General features: G+C 46.2%; 22 protein-coding genes and 3 tRNA genes. 16 read left to right on the top strand and 9 right to left on the bottom strand.

Annotated elements, in window-relative coordinates; all coding sequences use genetic code 11:
* Nucleotides 1-38 precede the first annotated feature (38 nt).
* Both BP71_RS33935 and BP71_RS33930 read left to right on the top strand, forming a co-directional pair.
* Nucleotides 39-773 (top strand): LytR/AlgR family response regulator transcription factor, encoded by a 735-nt coding sequence (locus BP71_RS33935; RefSeq protein WP_496386118.1) that lies wholly within the window; start codon nt 39-41, stop codon nt 771-773.
* A 32-nt stretch (nt 774-805) separates the two neighbouring features.
* Nucleotides 806-1,615: a DUF3298 and DUF4163 domain-containing protein gene (locus tag BP71_RS33930; protein ID WP_496386116.1), complete on the top strand. Its 810-nt coding sequence runs from the start codon at nt 806-808 to the stop codon at nt 1,613-1,615.
* Here BP71_RS33930 and radC read toward each other — a convergent pair whose 3' ends face one another.
* From radC to BP71_RS33910, 4 genes are all read right to left on the bottom strand, one after another.
* On the bottom strand, nt 1,616-2,320 hold the full coding sequence (gene radC, locus BP71_RS33925; RefSeq protein ID WP_496386115.1) for a RadC family protein: 705 nt from the start codon (nt 2,318-2,320) through the stop codon (nt 1,616-1,618).
* A gap of 60 nt (nt 2,321-2,380) precedes the next feature.
* Nucleotides 2,381-3,931 carry a tetratricopeptide repeat protein gene (locus tag BP71_RS33920; protein ID WP_496386114.1) on the bottom strand — a complete coding sequence of 517 codons (1,551 nt, stop codon included), beginning with the start codon at nt 3,929-3,931 and terminating at the stop codon, nt 2,381-2,383.
* 51 nt (nt 3,932-3,982) lie between these two features.
* Nucleotides 3,983-4,729 (bottom strand): zinc ribbon domain-containing protein, encoded by a 747-nt coding sequence (locus BP71_RS33915; protein ID WP_496386113.1) that lies wholly within the window; start codon nt 4,727-4,729, stop codon nt 3,983-3,985.
* Nucleotides 4,730-4,827: 98 nt separating this feature from the next.
* Nucleotides 4,828-5,928, bottom strand: a complete 1,101-nt coding sequence (locus tag BP71_RS33910; RefSeq protein ID WP_496386112.1) for a Nif3-like dinuclear metal center hexameric protein — start codon at nt 5,926-5,928, stop codon at nt 4,828-4,830.
* Nucleotides 5,929-6,091: 163 nt separating this feature from the next.
* On the opposite strand from BP71_RS33910, the gene BP71_RS33905 reads away from it, so the two are divergent.
* A tRNA-Asp gene (locus BP71_RS33905) sits at nt 6,092-6,168 on the top strand.
* Between the two features lie 23 nt (nt 6,169-6,191).
* Nucleotides 6,192-6,265 (top strand) — tRNA-Asp (locus BP71_RS33900).
* A gap of 733 nt (nt 6,266-6,998) precedes the next feature.
* Here BP71_RS33900 and BP71_RS33895 read toward each other — a convergent pair.
* Complete coding sequence (locus tag BP71_RS33895; RefSeq protein WP_496386110.1) at nt 6,999-7,547, bottom strand: acyltransferase; 549 nt, start codon at nt 7,545-7,547, stop codon at nt 6,999-7,001.
* A gap of 721 nt (nt 7,548-8,268) precedes the next feature.
* Here BP71_RS33895 and BP71_RS33890 point away from each other — a divergent pair.
* From BP71_RS33890 to BP71_RS33860, 7 genes are all read left to right on the top strand, one after another.
* Nucleotides 8,269-8,568, top strand: coding sequence for a hypothetical protein (locus tag BP71_RS33890; RefSeq protein ID WP_496386108.1), 300 nt, complete (start codon nt 8,269-8,271; stop codon nt 8,566-8,568).
* 679 nt (nt 8,569-9,247) lie between these two features.
* The gene (locus tag BP71_RS33885) at nt 9,248-9,718 is read left to right on the top strand and encodes an Lrp/AsnC ligand binding domain-containing protein (RefSeq protein ID WP_250775182.1); all 471 of its coding nucleotides are present in this window, start codon (nt 9,248-9,250) and stop codon (nt 9,716-9,718) included.
* A gap of 95 nt (nt 9,719-9,813) precedes the next feature.
* The gene (locus BP71_RS33880) at nt 9,814-10,167 is read left to right on the top strand and encodes a PadR family transcriptional regulator (protein ID WP_496386107.1); all 354 of its coding nucleotides are present in this window, start codon (nt 9,814-9,816) and stop codon (nt 10,165-10,167) included.
* A 35-nt stretch (nt 10,168-10,202) separates the two neighbouring features.
* Nucleotides 10,203-11,225, top strand: a complete 1,023-nt coding sequence (locus BP71_RS33875) for a TonB family protein (protein ID WP_496386106.1) — start codon at nt 10,203-10,205, stop codon at nt 11,223-11,225.
* 151 nt (nt 11,226-11,376) lie between these two features.
* On the top strand, nt 11,377-11,901 hold the full coding sequence (locus tag BP71_RS33870) for a 3'-5' exonuclease (RefSeq protein ID WP_496386105.1): 525 nt from the start codon (nt 11,377-11,379) through the stop codon (nt 11,899-11,901).
* A 79-nt stretch (nt 11,902-11,980) separates the two neighbouring features.
* Nucleotides 11,981-12,157, top strand: coding sequence for a hypothetical protein (locus tag BP71_RS33865; RefSeq protein WP_496386103.1), 177 nt, complete (start codon nt 11,981-11,983; stop codon nt 12,155-12,157).
* 134 nt (nt 12,158-12,291) lie between these two features.
* Nucleotides 12,292-12,365 (top strand) — tRNA-Ala (locus BP71_RS33860).
* Between the two features lie 131 nt (nt 12,366-12,496).
* Here the strand turns inward: BP71_RS33860 and BP71_RS33855 are convergent.
* Both BP71_RS33855 and BP71_RS33850 read right to left on the bottom strand, forming a co-directional pair.
* Complete coding sequence (locus BP71_RS33855) at nt 12,497-13,642, bottom strand: T9SS type A sorting domain-containing protein (RefSeq protein ID WP_496386102.1); 1,146 nt, start codon at nt 13,640-13,642, stop codon at nt 12,497-12,499.
* A 122-nt stretch (nt 13,643-13,764) separates the two neighbouring features.
* The gene (locus tag BP71_RS33850) at nt 13,765-15,867 is read right to left on the bottom strand and encodes a glycoside hydrolase family 36 protein (RefSeq protein ID WP_496386101.1); all 2,103 of its coding nucleotides are present in this window, start codon (nt 15,865-15,867) and stop codon (nt 13,765-13,767) included.
* Nucleotides 15,868-16,042: 175 nt separating this feature from the next.
* On the opposite strand from BP71_RS33850, the gene gnd reads away from it, so the two are divergent.
* The 5 genes from gnd (at nt 16,043) to BP71_RS33825 (ending at nt 20,879) form a co-directional block, all read left to right on the top strand.
* Nucleotides 16,043-17,455: an NADP-dependent phosphogluconate dehydrogenase gene (gene gnd, locus BP71_RS33845; RefSeq protein ID WP_496386100.1), complete on the top strand. Its 1,413-nt coding sequence runs from the start codon at nt 16,043-16,045 to the stop codon at nt 17,453-17,455.
* A gap of 12 nt (nt 17,456-17,467) precedes the next feature.
* Nucleotides 17,468-18,976, top strand: a complete 1,509-nt coding sequence (zwf, locus tag BP71_RS33840; protein WP_496386099.1) for a glucose-6-phosphate dehydrogenase — start codon at nt 17,468-17,470, stop codon at nt 18,974-18,976.
* Nucleotides 18,977-18,979: 3 nt separating this feature from the next.
* On the top strand, nt 18,980-19,699 hold the full coding sequence (gene pgl, locus BP71_RS33835; RefSeq protein WP_496386098.1) for a 6-phosphogluconolactonase: 720 nt from the start codon (nt 18,980-18,982) through the stop codon (nt 19,697-19,699).
* Nucleotides 19,700-19,863: 164 nt separating this feature from the next.
* A complete protein-coding gene (locus BP71_RS33830; RefSeq protein WP_496386097.1) occupies nt 19,864-20,040 on the top strand; it encodes a hypothetical protein in 177 nt (58 codons plus the stop codon).
* A 5-nt stretch (nt 20,041-20,045) separates the two neighbouring features.
* Nucleotides 20,046-20,879, top strand: a complete 834-nt coding sequence (locus BP71_RS33825) for an SPFH domain-containing protein (RefSeq protein WP_496386096.1) — start codon at nt 20,046-20,048, stop codon at nt 20,877-20,879.
* Between the two features lie 36 nt (nt 20,880-20,915).
* Here the strand turns inward: BP71_RS33825 and BP71_RS33820 are convergent, their stop codons facing one another.
* Both BP71_RS33820 and BP71_RS33815 read right to left on the bottom strand, forming a co-directional pair.
* A complete protein-coding gene (locus BP71_RS33820) occupies nt 20,916-21,602 on the bottom strand; it encodes a hypothetical protein (protein WP_496386095.1) in 687 nt (228 codons plus the stop codon).
* A gap of 10 nt (nt 21,603-21,612) precedes the next feature.
* On the bottom strand, nt 21,613-21,993 hold the full coding sequence (locus BP71_RS33815) for a GntR family transcriptional regulator (protein ID WP_496386094.1): 381 nt from the start codon (nt 21,991-21,993) through the stop codon (nt 21,613-21,615).
* Nucleotide 21,994 lies beyond the last annotated feature (1 nt).

Here is a 21,994-nt window from a genome sequence, read left to right as displayed (position 1 = left end):
TATACTTTTATTATTTATTCCTAACTGATCCATCCGCCATGAGGACCTTAATTGTAGATGATGAGCGACTAGCACGCAACGAGTTGAAAAGACTGCTGGAACCATACACCAAGATAGAAATAGTAGGGGAGGCTGCCAATGCGGAAGAGGCTTTGAAACTTATTGAAGAGCAACAGCCCGAACTGCTTTTCCTGGATATCCAGATGCCAGGGAAAAATGGTTTTGAGTTGCTGTCTTCCATTGAAGGCAAGAGCCCGGAGGTGATTTTTACGACGGCCTACGACGAATACGCCATCAAAGCATTTGAATTCAATGCGCTGGATTATCTGCTGAAACCGATCGATACAGAGCGGCTGAAAGAGACGATCCATCGTATAGAAGAAAATCAGGCCCAACCCGAAACCCCCTCACAAAGCAACGAACGTGCTGAGAAAGTACTGGGCGAAAACGATCAGGTTTTTGTGAAGGATGGGGAAAAATGCTGGTTTGTGAAATTGGGAAAGATCAGGTTGTTCGAGTCGATGGGAAATTATGTCCGCCTGCATTTCGATGATCAGAAACCTTTGGTGTTAAAATCGCTTAATAATCTGGAAGAAAGACTCGATCCCAATACTTACTTCCGCGCCAACCGGAAACACATCATCAACCTCCATTGGATCGAGAAGATCGAGCCATGGTTTAGCGGGGGGCTTTTAGTGACATTACAGGGTGGGGACAAGATCGAAATCTCGCGCCGCCAGGCGATCCGTTTCAAAGAGCTGATGAGTTTGTAATAGTTTGTACCAACGTTATTAACAGAATTTGTATGTGGTGGAAACGTATTGCGGCATTGTTACTCGGAGTCTTGATGTTCTGGTCATGCAGTCAGACCGCAAAAGATACGGCCGGGAAAAGCGGGCTTTGGGAGGGTGAGGTAAAGAAAACCGAGTTTGGAAATTGCGATACGGTGACGAACAAGGGCGTAGCGGTATCGTTGAGCATTTGGGAACCCTCGGATTCCGGAGCGGCGGCGAAAAAAATGCGCGAGATCCTGACCGGGAAGACAATCAACAGGCTGAATTCGTACGCCGATTCGGCAAGTATCGCTGCACATCCCGAAGCGACCAGGAGTGTAAAGGCTGCCTTTGAAGTTTTTGAGAAAAATTACAACGATTTCAGAAAGGACTTCCCGGAAGCGCCGGGCTGCTGGCAGATAGAACTCAGCGGAGACACCGTGATGACAACCGCAAAAATACTATTTTATGAACTCGGGCATTATGCTTTTACCGGCGGTGCGCATCCCAATAGTTTTACTTCGTTTCATGCATTTGATGGTAAAACGGGCGAGGAAGTGGAAATGAAGGATTTTGTGGCCGATTCAGTTGCATTGCTGAAGGTAGTTGAAAAGAAATTCCGTGAAGTTGAGAAGCTGGCTCCGGAAGCTAATCTGGAAGAAGCCGGTTATTTTCTCTTGAACCACCGTTTTTTTGTTCCGGCAAATTACGTGTTTACACCACGGGGCGTACTCTTCTATTACAATCCTTATGAAATAGCAGCGTATGTGCGGGGCGCAATCGAATTTACCGTTCCCTACGAGGAGCTGAAAGATATAGTGAAAAAAGACGCGGTGTTTTGATTATAGTTCACCGGAGTCGAGAAAGCTGTAATATCCGTCGTCAGTGAAGATCATATGATCCAGAATGGGCAGGTCGAGCATTCGGCCTGCCTCTTTTATTTGTTCGGTGAGAAGCCGGTCTGCTAAGCTGGGTATGAGTTGACCCGAGGGATGATTGTGGACCAGTATCAATGAACTGGCCATATGATCGAGTGCCAGTTTGAAGATCATTTTAATATCGGTTGCCGTGCCCGATATGCCGCCCACACTTACCTGTATAGCACGCAAGAAGTAGTTGCCGCGGTTGAGTAGCAAAATCCAGAATTCTTCATGGGTTTTGTCCATCAGGTAAGGACGCATGGTCTCATACACCAGTGAGGATTGATTGATTTTCTGCTTTCGATAGGGGATGATTTCGCTTCGGCGCCGACCGAGTTCCAGCGCCGCAAGAATGGTAATAGCCTTGGCTTGTCCCATTCCCTTCATTTTAGTAAGATCCTTTACATTCAGCTTGGCGAGCTCATTGATGTTATTACCGACAGACGCCATGAGCATTTTGGCCAGGTCCACGGCCGTCATCTGCGGAGTACCTGCCCGGATCAGAATGGCCATAAGTTCGGAGTCCGAGCAGGATGATCTCCCTTTGTTTACAAATTTTTCACGGGGTTTATCGTCATCGTTCCAATTGATGATCACTTTCGGATTGTCACTCTTTTTTCTGGACATGCACAGGATTCATATGGCTCTGCATTCATATACGCCGAAAGTCCGTATTGGTAACGGTTATCACTGTCCCAGTTCTGTCAGTGCGGCGCGGGCTTTATTGTCAATGCTGTTTTTGTATTCGTGCTTTTTGAAAGACATGGCTTTTTTGAAATAATCGACAGCCTTCTGATTATCAGGTTTTTCCCTGCAAATGTATCCCATCTGCAGGGCCGAGGAGGCAGCGAAGGACGTCGCTCCGGGGGCACTCTGGCCTAGCTGAATGGCGCGTTCGAAAAATGCGACAGACTCATTGATACGGCTCAATTTTTGCTGGATTCTTGCCATTCGATAATTGAATTCTGCTTTTTCGTAAATAGTAGTAAATTTTTTTTCAGAAACGGTCTTCATTATATCCAGGGCCTTTTGCTGATAGCCGCCGTCAGCTGCATATCTGGCTTTGTACAGTACCTTCTGCTGAGGTCCGATCTTCCCCGCCAAGAATTCCCGGGCCATTCTTTGAGCGAATTGATCGGCCTCAATGATCGTGCTGCCCGATTGGGTAACCTTTTTGGCAAAACCGACGCAGTCCTCGTCGCGACCTGCCAGCCAGCGGCTCATGAACAATTTGAAATGGCTATCCTTGATGTAATTGAAACCGGAATACTGTCTTAGGAAGAGGGCGTAGTATTCAAACGATTCATCGTAAGAACCGTTTTGTAATGCGATCTCGCCACGCAGGTAGTTGAGAAACGGGAACGGCATATAGGAAGGACCGCTGGGTGCATCGGCGAGATAAGATGAAGCCTCGTCACTTTGGTTTTCCTTCATGAGTACAGTTGTGGCGAAGAAATGCAGGAGGAGGTTATCGGGTTGCTCCCGCGGCCATTGCCGAATATGACGCTGCTGTTCCGGACTGAGGCGCAATGTGTAAGCGTGCAGAAGCAGATCGATTAACTCGGCCTCCTGTCTGAAAAACGGCTCTTCGCGCTCCACTTTCCTAAGCTCCTGGATACCTTGGGCAATATTTCCGCGTAATCCGAGGAACTTGGCGATCCAGGTGTAATTTTCCGGAATCGAACCGATCAGCACGTGCAAAAGCCCGAGTGATTTGAGGGTCGGGACAAATGCCGGGAATTTTTTTCGGTTTTCTTCCAGCAGTTTATACGCTTTGATAATGTCCCAGGAACCACTCACTTCGTTCCCGAATTTCAATTTTGCAAATGCGGAATGCAGACGGATATCTGCCTGAAACAACCTTTTATAAGGCGATTTTTCAGATAGCTCACCTACCGCGGCCAGTCGTTTATCCTGCTGTTGGGAGAATAACTTGTAGCGGCTGCGGTCTTCTGAAATCAGCAGGTAGTGCAGGTCTGCATAGCTATCGAGATAGGATATGAATGGATTTTCGGGTTTTACGGCTCTTTCGTCGTTAATCAGATTGCGCGCTGCTGGTAACCGCAACTTTTGAATTTCAAAGTAGGCCTTTTGCAGTTTAGGGGAAAAAATAATGTCGTTTTGATTTTCCTCAGCCTGGACAGAAGAGCACGAAAAGAGTAGTATAAGAATGCTGGTAAACTGTCGAACTGCGCGCCACTTAAATTCCGGATTACTTCTTCCCATTATTAACCACATAAAAAAAGGTTGTCCGGATAAGACAACCTTTCAATTTACTACTAAATAATCTTAGCGACGCTGGTGAACAGGTTGTACGCTTTCCACGTCGGCGAGGATACGTCCGCAGTGCTCACAAACGATCAATTTCTTCCGCTCGCGAATATCCGCCTGGCGTTGGGGCGGAACGATGCTGAAACATCCTCCGCAAGCACCACGCGACACATGCACAACGGCAAGCCCGTTCAGGGAGTTATCGCGGATTTTCTGATATGATTTCAGTAAACGATCTTCAATTTTTTTGATATGCTTTTCTCTTTCGGCAATCAGAGCTTTTTCTTCCGACTCGCTTTCGCCGGTAATTACGGAAAGCTCGTTTTTCTTTGCTTTCAGGTCTTCATTTCTTTCGTTCAGAACGGATTCCGCACGATTAGCGTCTTCTTCGATGAGGCGGATACGGGCTTTGGCTTCGTTGATCTTCTTGTCAGCCAGTTGCATATCAAGTTCCTGCAATTCTATTTCTTTGGTGATGGCGTCATATTCGCGGTTATTGCGGACGTTCATCTGCTGATCTTTGTATTTCTTGATCAGTTTTTCACCTTCTTTCTGCGCATTTTTGAAATTGTCGATCTCCGAGTTCAGATTGGCAATTTCACTTTTGAATTTTCCTAAACGCGTTTCGAAGCCAATAATCTCGTCTTCCAGGTCCCTTACTTCTTCCGGAAGGTCCCCGCGGGTTTTTAGTATTTCGTCAAGGCTTGAATCGATTTCCTGAAGTTTCAGGAGAGCATCTAGTTTTTGTGCGATTGTGTTTTCCATGTATGTCTTTTATGGACTTGTTTCAATGCTTGAAATGTGAAGGTAGTCAGCCCCAGTTTGAACAGATGATCAGACAAACAACTTGGTAAAATCGCTTTTTAAACAAAGTACCGAACCGGATTGGTACTGACTTCTGACAAACAGAGTGCGAAATTACTAAATTTTCGTGATATATAGTTAAATAATAAATTTTTCGTAAAGACTTCACTTTCGTAATGCCCTATGTCACAGATCATAATGCGTCCTTCTGCGTCAAAAAATTCATGATACTTATAATCTGCTGTAATGTAAGCATCTGCACCTGCGCTGATGGCATTATGGAGCAAAAAGCTACCTGCACCGCCGCATACGGCGACACGCCGGATGGGTCTGCCGTCAGACTCTGTGTATTTAATCACCTTAGCTTCCATCCGCTCTTTTGAATAACGGAGGAAATCGTTGGGATCCATCGCTTCGGGTAGCTCTCCGACAGCGCCTGCACCTACTTCCTGAGTCTCATTTTCAAGTGCTGAAAGGTAGTAGGCAACTTCCTCATAGGGGTGGGTACTTTTAAGGGCATGCAATACATGGTCCTGTAAATGCGTCGGGAGCATTACCTCCACACGATGCTCTTTGACGGTTTCCAACTCTCCCCTTTCGCCAATGACAGGATGGGCACCTGCCCCCGGAAGAAATGTGCCGAATCCTTCGGCCCGGAAGCTGCATTGCTGGTAATCGCCTATTTTGCCTGCTCCTGCCTGGAATAATGCATCCGTTACCGGCTGGGTATGTTCGATAGGGCAGAAGAAGGTGAGTTTAGTGAGCAATTGCTTTTTAGGCGCGAGTATTTTTAGATTCTGTAACCCGAGCCGTTCAGCAATTTGCCAGTTCACGCCCCCGATGACGTGATCTAGATTAGTATGTGTGGCGTAGAGAGCGATGTCATTTTTAATGGCTTTGATCACTGTTCGTTCGACGTAATTCTTGCCGTTGAGCTTTTTGAGGCCTTTGAAGATGATCGGGTGGTGCGCCACAATCAGGTTGCATTGTTTCTCAATTGCTTCATCGACGACTTCTTCCGTTATGTCAAGGGTGAAAAGAATCCCTTTGACTGGTGTGTGGGGGGATCCGACTAACAGTCCTGCATTGTCATAATCTTCCTGGTATGACAGGGGAGCTATTGTTTCGAGCTCGGTTAAGATTGTCTTGATTAATGTCATAAAATTTTCTTCTGGTTCAACTATTTCATTTTCAGAATATTCTCGGAATGGGTGTGTTGATTTTACAAATAAAATAACTAAATTGGTGTTCCGGGTATTGCAATCGTAAATAATAGTGGTAGTTTTGCACCACGTTTTACGAAAGCGACTTGTGAAACGAACTGGTTTGGTAGTTCAGTTGGTTAGAATACATGCCTGTCACGCATGGGGTCGCGGGTTCGAGTCCCGTCCAGACCGCCAGTTTTTGAAGTTCTTTATTTAATGGTTTGGTAGTTCAGTTGGTTAGAATACATGCCTGTCACGCATGGGGTCGCGGGTTCGAGTCCCGTCCAGACCGCAGAAACTTTTGAGAAGTCCAAAAAAGCCACCTTTCGGGGTGGCTTTTTTGCGTTTATCCCCTTTGTTTTCATGCTATCCCTCAGTGGTACATTCGGGATAAAAATGCCCTGGTTTTATTATGTAGTTTTGGGTGGTTTGCTGTGTAGTGCCCCCTTTTACGTCGGTAGGTTTTTTCACACCGGCACTTTCATCATTCAAGTGTTTTTATATAACCCACTAAGCGGCTAAGCGCTTAAACACATCAAGAATGGAAATTCTTTTTTGGCGACATTCAACAGCTTCGCAAGAAAGGGATGGTACAGGTGCTATCTTTTGCGTACAACTGTGAATGATACCGGGGAGGAAATGGGATCTGCAGTTGCCGAGCGTATTGGGGAATTGCAATAAATGGAGGTAGTGTTTTTTCAGGCGTGTAGTTCGAGGTTTTAGACAAATCGGGTCGGGTATTGCGCCTATGACGTACTCACACCATCGCGCCAGAAAATCTTAAGCAGACCAGCTTTGATAAATTGGGATGTCTTTTATGAGAGTTTACGCCGCCTCCTGTTATACGTTGTTCTGTTAGTCAATTCCGGAAACAGTTTGGGATCCTGGCAGCGGAGCTTGCCAAACAACCAGTTTTCGGAACGGCTGTCAAGCTGATTTTCGCTGTGGAAGGGGCTATAATATGAATGTAATGAATTTAAAGAAGCTTTGGGTAATTCTTTAAACTTAACACAAATTACTATTCATTACTCGTCGTAGATTAGGTCTCTTCGCCAATCTATGTTGCTCTTGATAACTTTTGCAGGAATTCCGACTGCGATTGAATTGTTCGGAATGTTGCTTGTCACAACTGAATTTGTGCCTATCACACTATTGTTTCCAATACTACATCCTTTTAAGATTATTGAATGTGCTGCAATCCAGACGTGATTGCCAACTACAATATCCTTAGCCCAATTGGTTCTTTTCTTGGTACCATTATCAATAATACTGTGAGAATCACCGGTCCTGAACTCGATGCCATAAGCAAGCATACAGTCTTCGCCGATAATAATTTTTCTGTTCGGCTCCGTTGCGGCGAGATGCGCAGATTCAATAGTGGTATTTTGTCCAATTTGTATTTGACAGCCAGTATTGGCAAACCAGACACTCCCGCCTTTAAAATGACAATTCTCGCTAATGATCAACTGGTGATTATCTCCTCTCATCCTGATCGTCACATCAGACAAGATAGAACCCTGCATAATTTGGACTAAATTATTGTTGCCAACAATATCATATTTTACATCGAGCAAAACTCCTTTATTGCTGACAATGTTATTACTGCCGGAAATGTTGCTCCTGCGATCATAACGTTTCTGAATTTTTTTTTCCGACTAAGTGCAACAGGCGATTACTCTTGAGAATTTCTTTAATTCGCTGTTTCATACTGATGGGTTAATTATGAGATTGAACCAAAAGGGCAGCGAGTTCAATTGAGCATTTTTCCTACTAAGCATGCTGCATACAAATCTCAGCGTTTTCTTTGAATATTATTAGTGCTCTTGGGGTTTCTAAGCAAGAAATAATGAGAAGATGAGAGTTGGTACTCAATGGCTCAACAGCCACAGAATCTGAAGACAACAATTTTAGAGCTAGGCTCTCAGGGGCGCCGAGGTCACTATAAAATGGTGATAGGAAAGGCCTGAAATTGTCCATAAAAACAGTCGCGAGTGAAAAAACATGGGGAGACGAATTGTCTCTTGCGGTATAGCAAATCACTTTCGGTGGCAGTAGAAGAAGTCAAGTGCCTTTTAGACCTTTGAAGTGCAGGTTGTCTGAATATTACAATGGGGAATTTGGAGGGCTTTCGGGGGCCGTTCAGACCGCAGAAAGCTCGACGAAGCCCAGGCTTTCTGCGGTCTTAGCCAAGCCATTTAATCGCTGTGTTTGTTGGTAATTTTTTTCTAACCGATTGATAATTAGTTTTTTATTGGAATTTTTAAGTCAATAAGTTTAGGCCTTAAATTCAATAAAATGAAAATTATCTTTTGGGTTGCCGTCACGCTGGAGTCGGCGGGATTGGCGTATTTTATTCGTAAGGCGTGGCTGTTGTTCCGGGCAGATCAGCGGTATGTTTATCCAGAATACTACCGCCAGGTTTTTTACCCGATCCTGGTTTTGTTCTTGTTGATCATTGTGAGCCTGGCTGTCAAATATTATTTCCAGTCGGATAAGTCGGCTACATTAGTGGCTTTGCTGCCCGTCATAATGCTTGCCATTTTCCTGGTAGGAGTGATCATTACGGCAATACTCGCGGGTGGGAAATGGCATTAGTCAATGGTATGGTTTTCAGATTTATATAACCAAAATGAAAACCATGCTCAATCAACCATTTCAGGAATGTATCGATGCCTTGCCGATCATGTGCGCAGGCCTGTGACACTGCGCCACAGCGTGCGTGCGAGCGACGTGCGGGGATGGGCGCATTGTCGCATTTGTGCCGATGCTTGCCGGGAGTCTGTAGCAACTTGTGAAGAATGGCTACACCCGTCTAATACGGGCTCATAAAAAAACACGCAGGTTTCAAAATGAACCCGCGTGTCAAATTACACTTCATCAACAAACTAAAAACCAAATAAAACTAATACGAAAAAAATCGCTTGTCAAGTTTTTTTTGCTGTAGGAGGGGGATTCGAACCACCCACGGTGCGGTTAGCTACGGTACAAATACTGTTGGTGGTCCACCCCAGTCGACTTTCGTCGGCATTATGCCGCGTTTATCCCTTATTCACCACCCCCGAGACAGGAGGGCATGGCTGCCAATTTCATCACCCTACAATGTGACTAAATCCGAGTAAAGAGATGTTGCCACCTCCTTTTCTGAATTTTGGTTCTGCAAAACTAAAACTTCTGATCTAAATTATAAAATATTTTCATTTAAAATTGTCAAAATTTACAATTTTTTCATAATTTGGATTGTGTTGTTGCGAGAAATTCAAACATTTAACTCAAAATGCAAAAATATTCAGATATTGATAGCACCGATTTACGCATTCTGTCTTTGCTGATTGAGAATGCTGCGTTACCGTACACGGAAATTGGTAAGAGGGTCTTTGTTTCGGGTGGAACGGTCCATGTCAGGATGAAAAAACTCGAACAGATGGGCATCGTTAAAGGGTCCCAGCTGGTGATCGATCCAACCAAGTTGGGTTGGGATATTAGTGCATTTCTGGGGATTTATCTGGATAAAAGTTCGTTATATGAACAGGTAGCCACTGAATTGGAGGGGATTCCGGAAGTTGTCAATATTCATTATACTACGGGTATTTATAGCATCTTTTTGAAGATCGTGTGCAGAGATACCGGACACCTCAGAGAAATCTTGCATGATAAGATTCAGAAAGTAAACGGTATTCAGAGAACAGAAACTTTTATTTCCTTGGAAGAGCGTATTAATCGCTCCATTCCGCTTGCTGAAAGTTGAAAAGCATTATGAGATGGGATTGAAAAAAGAAAATGTTATATTTGTGTTGTATATATAAAAAACTTATATATATTTGCTATATAAAATTTTGACTTATGGAGAATAACGCAACAAGTAATGAGTACGTACGTGGTACACTAAAAACCATAGTTCTGAATTTGCTGGCTGAGCATGACCGGATGTATGGATACGAAATAACGCAGGAGGTGAAAGATCGGACAGGCGGAGCAATCGCTTTAACCTTTGGCGCACTGTATCCGGTCCTCCACAAACTGGAACAGGAGGGACTTCTTCTTACCGAATCCGTGGAAGTAGACGGCCGTCTCAGGAAATATTATTCGCTTACGCATCGTGGCAACGAAACTGCACGCACTAAAACCGATGACTTAGAGCGTTTTATAGACGCCGTCAGGCTGCTTTTGGCTCCTAGGAATCTGGCAACCGAATAAAAAAGTTACATGGCTAATCTATAACAGATCGATCTATGAAACGCCTTCAGGAAAATCGCATAGCGCAAATAAGCAAATATTTGCAGGCAAACAAGCTGGACCCGGAGCTACTTCCGGAGATACTTGATCACTTGGCCTGTGAAGCGGAAGAACTTCTTTGGGATGGTAAGTCATTCGAGCAGGTTTATCAGGATATGGTAACGACTGCCGATGCGCAAACTCTCCTGAATCTGAGTGTTGATCATCAAAATCTGTTAGCCATGGAAAAATCCCTGAATGACATCGTGTTTGAGAACCGCAACAAATCATACGGCGCGTATGACCTTAGGAAGGGTTATGGACAGACAATTCAAAGGTCGGTGGTTTTGGGTGTAGCGTTCTTTCTGTTGCTTGTAATGTTTCCGAAGCTTTATGCGCGGCTTGTTCCAGACCCTAAGCCGGACGATATAGCCTGGCTGGTCGAAGCAAATCCGGTGGATATTAAAATGGAGGAGCCTCCGAAGCTTCCTCCGGCAGAGGAAATTGCACCGGCACCGAAGACGGTACGATCGGTTACTCCGGAAGTACTTCCGGACAATAAAGTTGAAGTGGAAAACTTGCCCCCGGTGATCGAGGATCTGGAAACAGCACAGCCATCTACTACGACAAATGACGGAGTGGAGAATTTTAATGACATTGTCCCGCCCGTTGAAAATGTGCCGAATGCTAAATTAGATGTAGTCGGTGCTGAACCCAAGAAGGAGGAGACCTTCGTCACTGTGGAGCAGTCGCCACAATATAGTGGCGGCAATGAGGCTATGGCCGCTTTTCTTCGGAAAAACCTGAAATATCCCAGACCGGCATCACAGGCAGGAGTACAGGGAAAAGTGTATGTGCAGTTTACAGTAGGTTCTGATGGAAAAATAGAGAATGCGAACGCAATCAAGGGTATTGGGTTTGGTTGCGATGAAGAGGCTGTACGGGTTGTGAAAATGATGAAAGACTGGATGCCAGGCAAACAGGCTGGTGTTCCGGTACGTGTAAGATTTACTCTGCCGATCGCATTTCAACTGGACTGATCACTACCAAATTGCGTAGATGCCTCCCTGTTATTGAAGAAAATCCTCGCTTCGGCGGGGATTTTTTTGTTTTTTTGTAATTGTAAAACCAGGGCTTACGCATCGTGGTGCCCGCATTTCAGGAAAATAAGCATTTCATTACCAGTAATTAATGTACGCAATTGTTGATATCGAAACGACGGGGGGAGGGGGAACAGCGCGTATTACGGAAATTGCCGTGTTCAGGTATGATGGTTATGAGATAGTGGACTTCTTTCATTCGCTAATCAACCCTCAGGTATATATTCCACCGTTTATTACCCGTCTGACCGGCATAGACAATGAAATGGTGAGAGATGCACCGACATTTTATGATGTACAGGATTCTGTGCGGAAAATGACGCAGGATGCCTGGTTTGTAGCTCATAACGCCAAATTTGACTATGGCTTCATTAAACGGGAGTTTGGCGCATTGGACGAGTACTTTCAGCGGGATTTATTATGCACCGTTCAGTTGAGCCGAAAGATTTTTCCGGGACTTAAATCTTACAGTCTTGGTAACCTGTGCCAAAGTTTGGAAATAATAATAGAAAACCGTCACCGTGCGCATGGTGATGCGGAAGCGACAGTACGGCTCTTCGAAAAATTACTGCGTCATGATCGTCAGAACCTCATTCCCGTCGATCTTTTCCAGTAGTCTACAACCTTCAGGAATTTTTAGTGGAATGGTTTTTGATCGTTAGGATATTAGTTTCTAACCTAAATTGTTCCTTCTCATGAAAGCATACATCAATTTACTCGTCATCTTCCTCCTGTCGTTCAGTTTAATGAGCTGTGAAATCATCGGTGATATTTTTAAGACCGGTGTATGGACAGGCGTTATTCTGGTAGTAGGCATAATAGCCGTAGTGATTTGGTTGTTAGCCAAAGCCTTTGGTGGCGGTCAGCGATGATTGTTTTAGAAAAAGGTATTTTTTGAAACATAAAATTGCAGGTATGCTTGCTTCTGAAAATTCTCCGTTTCATCTTTGCACACCTTAAACGGGAGGCCTGCTGAGAAAGATTCAGAAGGTTTTTGATTGAAATCGGGGGATTAGCTCAGTTGGCTAGAGCGCTTGCATGGCATGCAAGAGGTCGTCGGTTCGAATCCGATATTCTCCACAGCCTGTGTTTTAACGAAAAAAGACCTTCCGTATTTGGAAGGTCTTTTTTCGTTAAAACAATTTCTTTCTTACCGTTTTTGCTTTCTACACCTTTCCGCTGTAAATCTGGTGGCACAAAAAAATCGTGGGTTATTTCTTAATAAACTTGTGACTTGTCGTCGTTCCATTTTTGCTGGTTACACGCGCCAGGTACAAGCCGGAAGGTAAATGTGATACCGAAATGCCATTTTGAAAATTCTGGGTTACGCGAAGCATCTTTCCTGATCCGTTATAAATCAATATTTCCTCAATACCCGCGGGGTCGGTATTGCGAAGCAGGAGCTTTTCTGTAACCGGATTCGGGAAAATAATGTCGTTGTCCCCGCCGATCCGGATCCCCTCGATAGCGGAGTATGCGAATGTCTGATCGATATCCACCATTTTCAGGCGGTAATAGTTGTGTCCGGGAGCGGGAGCATTGTCCTTAAATGTATAGATTTTAGCCGCTGAACGGTCACCACCTGCAAGCACTTTTCCGATATTCATCCAGGTTTTCCCGTTCTGGCTTCTCTCAATTTCAAAGTGGCTGCTATTACTTTCCGACGTCGTTGTCCATGTGAGCATTCCCGTGGCCCCTTCTGTTGAGGCTTTGAACTCAGTCAGGGTGACAGGCAGTGCTCCGCAACTTGTAGTAATTTCGCCAATGCTGTTACATCCGGGAGCGTTGCCGTAAACCATCGCCGCAAGCATCCCCGGCCTGAGTCTTACACCGGCGCAGATGAATTCTATCGCGCAGTTACTCAAAACCGAATTGTTAAACACATCGGTCCTGCCGGCCCCTGGAACTCCCGATAAGGCGCTGATGTCATTGAGATACTGATTGAAATCAATGCTGCCCCCTGATATGGTCTCTACATTTTCGAGCCCGGCCAGGCTTGAAAACTGCCCGGAAGTTATTTGAATATAGCCTATACTGCGCAGAGCTGTCATGCCGCTTAGGTTGGGTAAAGCATCATTGTAAGCAATGACCAATGATCCGGGTATATTTACAAGATTGGACACGCCGGAAAGGCTGGTTACAGAAGTGCTCCATAACTCCAGCGCCTGTATGGAAGTTAGGTTGCTAAGGCCATTCAGATTGGAGACTTCGCTTCCGTCCAGCCGGAGGCGGAGGCTCGTGGCTGACACACAAGCAGGATATGTGATTTTAAAGTTATCTACGGCAGCTTGGGTAGTATATGTTATTTCTCCGCTGGGGCATTGCGCGAAGGTCAGTCTGGCAACCAGAATGAACATAAGAGTACAGTAAAATTTTCGCATGGCCTGGATTGATTTTAATTGATTAAGTGGATGTTACCGTAAAAGACAGCGGAGTGTACAGTTTACTTAGTGGTGACAATTTTAAAAATAAAGACACATCAGTCCACTCTCTCAATTCCCAACACCCTCGCCTCAAACTGCTTTTCAATCCCAATCTCAATACCCTTTTCAAGCAAATCCTTTCCTGAATAAGTGCCTATTTCCTTCGAATCTTCCGGCGAGAATAGTCGATATTTGCTGTTTGGGTCGGCGAATGGAAATGGGAATGTGCGTCTATTTTCCACTGAGCCGTTCCTGAAAAAGAACAGCACCCCGCCCTGTTTACCTTTATTGAATTTGTAAACACCATCCCAATTACTCATAGTCGGCCGCTGGAAGATGTCGGAAACATAGGAGAAGCGGGTAAACTCGTATTTCTTATCCATCATTTTAAACCAATTGTTCCATTTCAGATACCAGGGTTTGAGTTCCTGGGGCAGTTTTCGCGTGTCGCCGACCAGGATGGGCTTCACAGAGGCGAGTGAAAGGAATGTGTATTTGGAATAGGGTGAGTCCATAAACTGGTTGCCGATCAGGTTTGTAGCGACAGGGATAGCCCGGCCGCGGTCGAAGGCCATTTGACGGATGTTGATCGGGCCGACGGGCGCGTCGTCGTCGTAGTTGGTCAGCCAATCGTAATCGGCGTGTTCGATCAGTGCATAGTCATTGATATAATACTCTCCCCAAACCTCATAAGTACAGTCGACCAGCAGGTCCGGGAAGGCTTTGTGCAGGTCGTCGAAGAGCTGCAATGCCTTTTCGTAAATCGCATAGTAGGAGCTTTCGCGATCCTTATATCCTTTGCCTTCGGATTTGTAATCGCCTTTTTTAGAATAATCCAGTACATAGGCGGAGTTGGCCATCGCGAGATCGAGCTTAATGTAGGCGAGGTTGTTTTCCCTAACGTGCCGCTTGATCTTTTCCAAAATATAATCGTAGTACCCCGAGGCTAATGACATGGTGACGCGTCCTTTCATTTCCTCATGCAGATAAGCCGGTTCGCCATTCTTGTCGTACAAAGCCCATTCGGGATGCTCCTTATATAATTTGCTGTTTTTGTCGACCGATGCGAGACCCATCCAAAGCCCCGCTTTCATGCCTCTTTTGCGGATGTGATCGGTGACAGGTTTCAGGCCGTTTGGAAAGCGCTGGGGATGCGGCTCCCAGTCGCCGTAGTTATTTTCCCAGCCGGCGTCCATAATGAAGAGGTCGGTACCGGTGCCTTCCAGGCCGTCGGCGAGCTGCTTTACAAGTGTATCATTAATGTTGGTATAAAATGGCCGCCAGGTGTTGTAGAATGTGAATGGAATTTCTTTCCGCTCGAAAAGTTTCACACCCAGGCGCGTACGTATAAAGTCTGCGAAATTTCCTTCAAAAGCATCTTCCCACTTTTGTGATTGGATGAGGCATATAAATGTTTTGGGGCTGGCAAACGTTTCGCCGGGCTCGATCCATTTTTTAAAAGGATAGTGGTCGTCCAAGCGGGTCATACCAATGGAGATCCGGTTATGATCGGTATATACCTCGGTTTTTTTCAGGATGCTCGGCGCCTCGTTGCCTAGTATGAAGCCTTCCTTGGCGTAGTTGTGATAAACAAATACCGCCGCATCGTGGTGATCACCGTGATAGGGCCGCCAGGCGAAGCGCGAGCCGTAGTTGGTGTAAAGTTCTGTCTGCTGTGACGAAATGGGTACGAGGTTCAATCTTTCCACATCCAGATCCGCAATGGCAATGGGTTTTGTACTTCGATTAGTGATTTTGAGTTGTTTCCTCACAACGGGCAGCTCGTCGTACACCTCATAGCTCAAATCCACTACAACACTTTCAGCCACTGTCCCGGACTTACCGGTGAGTTGTACCGTTACCTGCTGCGCGCCATCATCACGGCGGCGTAACGAGTGATTTGTCGCTTTGAAATGTCCGTTGGGGCCGTTGCTACTGACTGGCTCTCCATTAATGGTAAAATAAAACTCTTCTGAGCCAGGGCGGCTGTAATCTTTGTTCGTCAGAAGATGCTGGAAGCGTGATGTGTAAAAAGAATTATCACTGATCGTGAATTTTCTTTCCAGGAACCGGTTTTTAACAATAAGCGAATCTTGCGAAAATGCATTGCACGAAGCAAGGATCACCAGAACGGCGACCCGGATAAATTTGTAGTACATAGCAATGTGTATAGTTGTTATTGACTATTTAACTAACTATGAAATAACCATAGTAAGGGTGAATTTAATAAAATATTAAGAACAATTTAAATTTTAAACAGATTATCAATGAAGATGTAAGCTGGTCTTTGAAAAACCCTGATATTGCAGCTTCTTAATTCAAGACGTTTGATCTATGTCACAGAACTTATTCGATTTTGGGATGATTGGACTGGGCGTAATGGGCCGAAACCTGTTACTGAACATGGCCGATCATGGTTTCTCTGTTATCGGTTTCGATAAGGACGAAACCAAAAATTCTGCTTTGGAATCCAGTGCCACCCCGGGCACAACCGTTAAGGGCGTTTCAGAACTTGCCCAGATGATCCAGCTGTTGCAACGTCCCCGCAAGGTGATGATGCTGGTACCTGCCGGTCAGCCGGTCGACGATGTTATTGCATCCCTCTTACCTCTTCTTGAAAAAGGCGACGTGATCATCGACGGAGGAAACTCCCATTATACAGATACGCTCCGCCGCGTGAAGTACCTCCGTGAAAAGGACATTCATTTCATGGGTATTGGTGTTTCGGGTGGCGAACAAGGCGCGCGTACAGGCCCGAGCATTATGCCTGGCGGGGACAAGGAGGCTTATGCGCACGTACAGCCCATGCTGGAAGCGATCGCGGCGAAAGTGAATGGCGAGCCCTGCGTGGCTTACCTTGGAAAAGAAGGTGCCGGCCATTATGTCAAAATGGTGCATAACGGTATCGAATATGCGATCATGCAGCTCATCAGCGAATCGTACGCGATCCTGAAAAAGGCCGGTTTGAGCAACCAGCAACTACACGAAGTATTCAAAAGCTGGAATGAAGGTGACCTGCAATCGTTCCTGGTGGAGATTACTGCCGATATTTTCCTGCAAAAAGACGACAAGACCGATGCGCATCTCGTCGACGTGATCTCTGATAAAGCAGGTTCAAAAGGAACCGGCAAATGGACTTCCCAGGATTCCATGGAGCTGCCTGTGGCTGTTCCCGTGATCGATACGGCAGTGGCGATGCGTACGCTTTCCGGTTATAAGGATGAAAGACTTGTTGCTGCTGAACTTTACGGCGCGAGCAATGCTATTTTGGAAGAAACTCAGGTATTGATCCAGCAGGTTCATGATGCATTGTATTTTGCCACCATTCTGGCTTATGCACAAGGGCTTGCCATGCTGTTCCAGGCATCTAAAGACCTGCAAATGGAGATCCCGCTGACAGACGTAGTGAGCGTCTGGAGAGGCGGTTGCATTATTCGCTCGTCGTTACTCAGCGTATTTACAAATGCCTACAAGCAAACCCCGGAATTATCCAATATTCTGTTGAACCAAGAGGTAGCTGCATTGGTTAAGTCTGTGGAAGGTAACACGCGGTTGCTGATCGCATTTGCCGCCCAGTCGGGCATCCCGGCTGCTGCACTGATGTCGTCGCTGGCTTATTTCGACGCGTACAAAACAGCGTACATGCCGACCAACCTGATCCAGGCACAACGCGACTATTTCGGCGCGCATACCTACCAACGTACCGATATCCCAGGTACTTTCCATACAGAATGGGGTCAACAATAAATCAGAAATTTTATGCAAAGCAATAAACGTCCCCCTGCCTCGGTAGTCTTCATTTTCGGAGGAAGTGGGGACCTCAACTACCGGAAACTCACACCGGCTCTCTACAACTTGTTTCTGGACAATTGGATGCCCGATCAGTTTGCGATCGCCGGTATCGGTCGGAGTGCTTATTCCAATGAAAAATACCATGAGCATCTGCTCGACGGCGTAACGAAATTCTCGCGCCGGAAAGGTAAGCAAAATGGCCACTGGACTGAGTTCACCCAGCACGTTTCCTACCTGCAAATGGACGGGGATGACGCGGCAGCGTACCACAAGATCACCGATCTGGTCAAAGAAAAAGAAGAAGAATGGGGTGTTCATCCTAATGTGATATTTTACCTGGCCGTAGCGCCTCAGCTCGTGCCTTCGATTGCGCAGAAACTGGGTGCTTTGAAGATCTGCGGGGACAAAGGCACTACCCGCATTGTCGTTGAAAAACCTTTCGGCCATGATCTCGAAAGTGCTCACGAGCTGAACCTGTTGCTTTCAAGCATGTTCGCAGAGGAGCAGATCTTCCGTATCGACCACTATTTGGGTAAAGAAACCGTTCAGAACATCCTTGCGCTGCGTTTTGCCAATGCATTGTTCGAGCCGCTCTGGAACCGCAATTATATCGACCACATACAGATCACCGCTGCCGAAGCCGTAGGTCTGGAAGGCCGAGGTGGCTATTTCGAGCACGCGGGTGCATTGCGCGACATGGTGCAGAACCATATCTTGCAAATCCTCTGTATGATCGCGATGGAGCCGCCGGTGTCGTTCGATGCGAATGAGATCCGTAACAAGAAGGTCGATGTCTTGAATGCGATCCGCCGTATCGGCAAAGAGCAGGTGCACGATTTTGCCGTTCGCGGTCAATATTCAGGTGGCTGGAAAAAAGGCGAGAAGGTGGTCGGATACCGTCAGGAAGAAGGTGTGAATCCGCAATCGAATATCGATACTTTTGCGGCTGTGAAGTTTTATATCGACAACTGGCGCTGGCAAGGCGTGCCGTTCTATGTAAGGACCGGGAAGTACCTGAACCAGAAGGCGACTCATATTACATTGCATTTCAAACAGGCGCCGCATTATGCATTTCCACCTGAGTCTGCCGAAACCTGGCGTTCCAACCGTCTGACGATCAGCATTCAACCTAATATGGACATCAGCATCCGCTTCCAGGCCAAACGCCCGGGGCAAACGATGATGCTCGATCCGGTGGATATGACATTCGATTACGACGCAGTAGCAGGCGAGCACGCACCGGAGGCGTACGAAACATTGCTTTTGGATGTAATGGAAGGCGATGCAACATTGTTCATGCGTAACGACCAGGTCGATGCTGCGTGGCGTGTGATCATGCCGATCCTGGAAGCATGGGAAAACCGTCCGCCACAGGACTTCCCGAATTATGCGCCGGATTCATGGGGCCCGGATGCCGCCGATGCGCTCATCGCCCGCGACGGACATACCTGGCTTAACCTGCCACCGACCCCGTAAGCTATGGAGTTGCATATCGAGAAAGATACCAAAGCATTAAGCGCCAGCCTTGCTGAATGGATTAATAATTACATTCAGCAAGTGCTTGCAAAGCAGGACCGTTTCACATTCGTTCTTTCGGGTGGAAGCACGCCGAAGGCATTGTACGCATTACTGGCGGAATCGCCTTATAAAGAGTCGATTCCATGGAGGAAGCTGCATTTTTTCTGGGGCGACGAAAGGGCGGTGCCATTCGAGGATTCACGGAATAATGCCAAAATGTGCTACGATGAGTTACTGAATAAGGTGCCTGTAAAGGCCGAAAATATCCACATCATGCGTACGGACATTACGCCTGAGGAATCCGCTTTGGAATACGAAAAAATCATAAAAACCTATTTCGAAGGCTCTGAAACGACTTTCGACTTCGTATTGCTTGGAATGGGGGATGATGGTCACACGTTGTCGCTTTTCCCGGGGACGGAAGTGATCCACGAGCAGCATGTCCAGGCGACTTCGTTTTTCCTGCAAGCGCAGGACATGTACCGCATCACATTGACGGCCCCGGTCGTGAACAATGCGGCTTGTGTAGCTTTCCTGGCCGCAGGTGCGGGTAAAGCAGAAGTCTTGAAACAGGTTTTGAAAGGAGAGAAGAATGTGGACCTCTATCCGTCGCAGATCATCCAGCCTGAAAAAGGGCAATTGCATTGGTTTGTGGACGAGGCTGCCGCTGCGCTGCTTTAAGCTTACGATTTATATAAATGCTGAGAGGCGCGTCATTCCAACGGCGCGCCTCATGCTGTTTATGGGGTTTTTGAAGCGTTCAACAATACGCAGCACCATTGGATAAAAACAAGCGGCGCATCGACTGCTGCGTATTAATTTTACAGAAAACAAACCTCAATCACATGATACACATTCTGAAAATCGCTGCGGTGGTCGTCGTGATCACCTATGCATTGCGGCTGATCAATGCCCAGTCCGACCTCCTTGTTTTCGGTGGTCTGGCTATCATCGGATTGTCCTTCTACTTTCTCTATAATGTTTTGGGGCAAATCGTAAACCAATTGAAATCTAAATTATAATCGACATGAAAAGAAACATTATCATTGGTGTTTTGTGCTTTATCGTTTTCCTGGTCGCTATGGCGGCACAGCCGTTTACCTTTGAAAATATAGACGCTGGTAATGTCGGGATCCGGATCAACTTGTACGGAACCGACAAAGGCGTCGACAATATTACGATTGTGACGGGCCGTGTGTGGTACAACACCTGGACAACCAAGATCATCGAGTTTCCTACTTATACCCAAAGTGTTGATTATGATTCATTTGTAATTACGACTAAGGATGCCGCAGAATTCAAGGTTGATCCGAAGCTGAACTATCATATTAATCCTGAGAAGGTGCCCCAGATTTACCGCCAATACAGACGACCGTTAGGGGAAATCCAGCAGGGATTTATGAAAAATACCATTTATGATGCTTATCGGATCGTGGCTAACTCTTTCACCTCCGATAGCGTGATGTCAAATCGGGAGGTGTTTGAGGACCGCGTACAAAATGTTTTAACCAAAACACTGGGTAAGGATGGTTTTGTATATGACCAACTGACGTCGGCCATCACGCCACCGCCTTCGTTAAGGCAAATGATCGATGAAAAGAACACCTCCATCCAGGCTCGACTCAAAGCCGAAAACCAGGCCAAGCAGGCGGAAGCAGAGGCCAAAGTAATCATCGCACGCGCAGAAGGGCAGGCGAAGGCGACATTGATCAAAGCCCGCGCCGAAGCGGAAGCGAACCAGCTCCGCCAGAAAACCCTTACCCCATTGCTTATTCAGCAGGAATGGGTTGCTAAATGGAACGGTGTGCTGCCCACGACGAATGCCGGCGGCAGCACGAGTTTGATGCTGGGAATTAAATAGGAAGCGTCAGGAAGCCCCGGAGCAATTGTGCCGGGGTTACTTTTTTTCTTCCATCATCTTTTTGAGCATACTCCCCGGCATGCTGATGTAAGCTGAGCTATCGATTTTTGCATTAAATAGTTTGAACATATCCTTATCTGCGCTCAGCGCGCTACTGTCGCGGACCTCGATATCCGCCGTTCCGATGTGGTTCTTCTGATCCAGTTTGAGGTAGCCGTTTGCGCTCACCCTCGCTGTCAGATTATCGATGGAGCTGCCTGTCATGAGGAGACCGTCTCCCTTTTGTTGCACCATTAAATCTCCGAATTTATAGTTCTTTATTTTGCAGCGGATATTGTCCGAAATAATGCCCTTAAGTTCAGGCGCTGTCACGTAAAAGGAAGGAAGAGAACCAAATGCACCACCTCTTGGCCGATATCCCTGATTTCCTTCTGGTGTATACGTCAATATTAAGGTGTCACCCGAAACGTCCCATCGCAGGTATTTCGGCTGCGTAATCGTTCGGATCTCAGCAACGGGTCCTTGCCGGATTTCGGTTAACCCGACGTCCTTGCCTTGCATCCTGATGTAGTGAAAGGGTTTGATCTGGTGTTTTGAAAACCCATAGAACGGATCGTTCTTGTCGATTTTGTCAAATTGATTTTTCAGTACCAGGTTGGAACAGAGCGTGACCAAGAAAAATAAGGACACAGTTATGATAAGCAGGATGTTACTTGTTTTCATGGTTTTGGCATTACTTGGTTAACGGGTACATTTCTTCAATGAATTTCTGATAACGGCTTTGCAAGTCGTCTATTCCGATGTCGAGCAAATACATGGTCTTGAAGAAATCGGGTAGTTCGGTGGCCAGAAAGCGCTCTTTCCGATAGGCCAGTATTTTTTCATTCGCGTTTTCATCAGCCGAATAACCTATTCCGCGTTTATTGAAGATGATCTCTTTGTTTTGAAGAAAATCGTAGGTTCTCATGACGGTGTTGGGGTTAACCTCCATCATGGAGGCGAGGTCCCTCACCGAGGGGATACGTTCGCCAGGCGGCCATTTATGCAATAATATCTGCTCGCAGATGTAGTCGGCGATTTGCAGGTAAATGGCTTGTTTATCTTTAAATTCCATA

It is taken from the genome of Dyadobacter ginsengisoli DSM 21015, from assembly GCF_059568735.1.
This window is presented reverse-complemented; position numbering and strand designations above follow the sequence as displayed.